The sequence below is a fragment of the Deferrisoma sp. genome, from assembly GCF_054681715.1.
The window spans coordinates 1-3,264 of sequence record NZ_BAAHFQ010000240.1; the positions used below are offsets into that span (position 1 = coordinate 1).

Annotated in this window: 5 protein-coding genes; 4 read left to right on the forward strand and 1 reads right to left on the reverse strand. The window is 73.3% G+C overall.

Annotated features, from left to right (window positions below; all coding sequences use genetic code 11):
- Positions 1-97 precede the first annotated feature (97 nt).
- From ACY0I8_RS17195 to ACY0I8_RS17210, 4 genes are all read left to right on the forward strand, one after another.
- On the forward strand, positions 98-418 hold the full coding sequence (locus ACY0I8_RS17195) for a flagellar biosynthesis anti-sigma factor FlgM (RefSeq protein ID WP_461395727.1): 321 nt from the start codon (positions 98-100) through the stop codon (positions 416-418).
- A gap of 138 nt (positions 419-556) precedes the next feature.
- Positions 557-721 carry an FmdB family zinc ribbon protein gene (locus ACY0I8_RS17200; protein WP_459940555.1) on the forward strand — a complete coding sequence of 55 codons (165 nt, stop codon included), beginning with the start codon at positions 557-559 and terminating at the stop codon, positions 719-721.
- 128 nt (positions 722-849) lie between these two features.
- Entirely contained in the window at positions 850-1,443 is a 594-nt protein-coding gene (gene recR, locus ACY0I8_RS17205; RefSeq protein WP_461395728.1) for a recombination mediator RecR, read from the forward strand.
- A complete protein-coding gene (locus ACY0I8_RS17210) occupies positions 1,443-1,832 on the forward strand; it encodes a hypothetical protein (protein WP_461395729.1) in 390 nt (129 codons plus the stop codon). Before recR ends, ACY0I8_RS17210 begins: the two co-directional genes overlap by 1 nt.
- On the opposite strand, the gene ACY0I8_RS17215 is transcribed toward ACY0I8_RS17210, so the two are convergent.
- Positions 1,822-3,264 (reverse strand): FAD-dependent oxidoreductase (locus tag ACY0I8_RS17215; protein ID WP_461395730.1); only part of this gene is annotated, 1,443 nt, incomplete at its 5' end. The genes ACY0I8_RS17210 and ACY0I8_RS17215 overlap by 11 nt on opposite strands.

Below are 3,264 nucleotides of genomic sequence, written 5' to 3' on the forward strand. Positions count from 1 at the left end.
GGGCGCGAACCTTGCAAACCCGCCCCGCGGTGGGCATTCTAAGAAGACCCCGCACCGGGCGGGGAAGGTCACTCCAACGGAGGGGAGGGCGAACGCCATGAAGATCCGGGACGTTCGAAGAGGCTACGTCACAGGCACCACCGCTACCGGCCGGCCGCGGCGGGAGATCCAGGTGGAGGAGGTCACCGGGATCGGCGGTGCGGTCGATCGGGTGGAGGTGTCGAGCCGGGGCCGGGAGGTCCAGCGGGCCCGGATCCTCGCCCTTTCGGCCCCTGAGATCCGGGCGGACCTGGTGGAGGCCATCGAGGCCGAGATCCGCGAGGGCCGCTACCGGGTGACCGGCCGGGAGGTGCTCCCGCGGCTCCTGCGGGAGCACGCCTGGGGCATGGAAGAGAGGATCCGCGCGTACGCCGAGTAGGTGGCAAGGCGGGATGCGGTAGCCCTTCGCCCGCTGACCGTGGACTGTAGACCGTAGACCGATTTTTTCCCGTGTCCCCGCGCCCGCCTCCGTTTCCGCCCCCGGCGGACGGCGCCCCCCGGCGAAGGAGGTGGAGCCATGCCCATGTATCCGTACCACTGCCCCAAGTGCCAAAAGGACTTCGACGTGGAGATGCGGCCCACGGAGGTGGGCAAGCGGCAGGTGGAATGCCCGACCTGCCACGAGAAGAAGGTGACCCGGGTCTACACCGGGTTCTTCGCCAAAACGAGCCGCAAGGCATGAGGCACCGGAGCGGGCGCGGCGGGTTGGACCAGGGCGCCCCGCCGGCGGGGATCTCCGAGCGCTGCCGAGGCAGGCCGCCGTGCCTGCCGTTTTTGTGGGCTCGGTCCGAGACGAGGTGAAAGGGATTCATGTTCGCGCCGCCCATCGAACGGGTGTTGAGGGAACTGCAGAAACTCCCCGGGGTGGGGGAGAAGACCGCCACGCGGTTCGTGCTCCACCTCCTCAAGGCGCCGAAGGCCGATGTGGAGGCGCTGGCCCGCGCCTTGGTGGACCTGCGGGATAAGATCCGGCCGTGTTCCGTGTGTTTCCAGGTGACCGACGCCGATCCCTGCGCGATCTGCAGTTCCCCGCGCCGCGACCGTCGGGTGGTGTGCGTGGTGGAGGACCAGGCGGCGCTCCTCGCGATCGAGCGCACCCGGAGCTACTTCGGGCTGTACCACGTCCTCGGGGGGCACCTGTCGCCCATGGAGGGGGTGGGGCCGGAGGACCTGCGGGTCCGGGAACTCGTGGACCGGGTCCGCGGGGGGGAGGTGGAGGAGGTCATCGTGGCGACGAACCCCCACGTGGAGGGGGAGGCCACGGCGCTCTACCTAAAGAAGCTCCTCGACCCCCTGGGGGTCAAGGTGACCCGGATCGCCCGGGGCGTGCCCCTGGGGGGCGACCTGGAGTACATCGACGCCCTCACCCTGGGCCGGGCCCTGGAAGGACGGAGTTCGCTGTGATGGTGGTGCGGGGTGTCTGGCGCACGGCCGAGGGGAAGCCGTTTTTCGCCAACCTCAAGGTGATGCGGGCCGTACTGCGGCGCCTGGAGGAGGCGCTCGGCCCCGGGGGAGGGGTGCGGGCCTGGGTGTTCCTGGAGGACCGGTTCGGGTTCGTGGCGGAGGGGCCCGAGACCCTCCCGGAACTCCTGGAGGGGGCCCGTCGCCGGGCCGGTGAGGCGTTTCGGGCCGAGAACCGGGAGCCCCTGTGGGCACCGGGCCCCGTGGGGGAACCGGTCTCCCCGGGCGATCCCGATCCCACGGCGGACCTCGCCCGCTGGCCTGCCGAGGCCGGGCTCGCCGAAACGCCGGAGGACTACCCCTGGTGCGGGGGCGAGTGGCTCATTCGGTAGGGGAGGCCGCCTCCGGCGCCTTGGGCCGGATCGCCCCCTGGGGGCAGACCTGCACGCACAGGCCGCACTCCACGCACAGTTGCTCGTCCACCCGGGCCCGGCCGTCGGGCCCCCGCACCAGGGCGGGGCACTCGAACCAGGTGGTGCAGTAGCCGCATCCCACGCACGACTCCGTGCGGGGCATGGTGATCGCGCCCCGGGGGCACTCCACCTGGCACAGCCGGCACAGGGTGCATTTCGCCTCGTCCACCCGGTAGGCGTCGCCCTCCCGGGAGATCGCCCCGAAGGGGCAGGCCTCCAGGCACCGGTCGCACCGGGTGCAGACCCCGCAGTGAAAGCACCGCTCCCGGGCCTCCCGGGCGGCCCGCTCGGCCGGAAGGCCCCGGTCCACCTCGGCGAACCCCCAGATCGCCTCGTCGGGCGGGAGCCGGCGCATCCGCGCCGGGGGGGCGTCGGCGAAATACCGCCGTTGGATCATCCGCAACGGCGGAACCGCCTGGGCGCGGCCGGCCCTCGGGCCGGCGGGGTCCGCCCAGGCCTCCACGCTCACCCCCGGCCCCCGGGCCACCCGCAGGGTCTTTCCGTCCAAGGGCTCGCACAGAAGGTCGGCGTGGATCGCCAGGGCCGCCCGTTTGCCGGCGTTCACGGCGTGGGCCACGGTGCCCTCGGCCCCGGGGCGGGCGTCGCCGGCCACGTAGAGCCCCGGAACCCCGGTGCGACCCCAGGGGTCCGGCGCGAGGTCCGGCGGGGCGCCCTCGGGCAGCGCCGGCTCCATCCCCACCGCCACGATCACCGCGTCCACCTCGGCCCAGAACTCGGCCGGCTGTCCCTCGGCCTGGGGCGAGAGCCCGAAGGGTCGCTCCGCATCGGCCCGGGTGTTCCGGAACCGCACCGAGAGGGGCCGGCTCCGGCCCGGCGAGATGGCCTCGGGCGCCGCGTGAAACCGGAAGAAGATCCCTTCGGCCCGGGCGGCCTCCACCTCCTCGGGAATCGCCCGCATCCGCTCGGGTGCCCGCCGGTAGTACACGGTGACCTCAGCCCCGAGCCGCCGGGCCGACCGGGCGGCGTCGATGGCGGTGTTTCCGCCCCCGATCACCGCCACCCGGCGTCCGACCGCGGGCGCCTCCCCCTCCTTGACCGCCGCCAGGAACGAGAGCCCGGACCACACCCCCTCCCGGTCCTCGCCCGGGATCCCCAGGCGGCGCTCCCGCCCGGCCCCGGTGGCCAGGAGGACCGCGTCGTAGCCCTGGAGTTCGGCCCAGGGCAGGTCCTCGCCGACCCGGATCCCGGTGCGGATCCGCACGCCGAGCCCCGCGACCCGTTCGATCTCGGCCCGCACCACGTCTTTGGGAAGGCGGTATTCGGGAATGGCCCACCGGAGCATGCCCCCGGGCTCGGGGCGGGACTCCAGCACCTCCACCTCGTGGCCCCA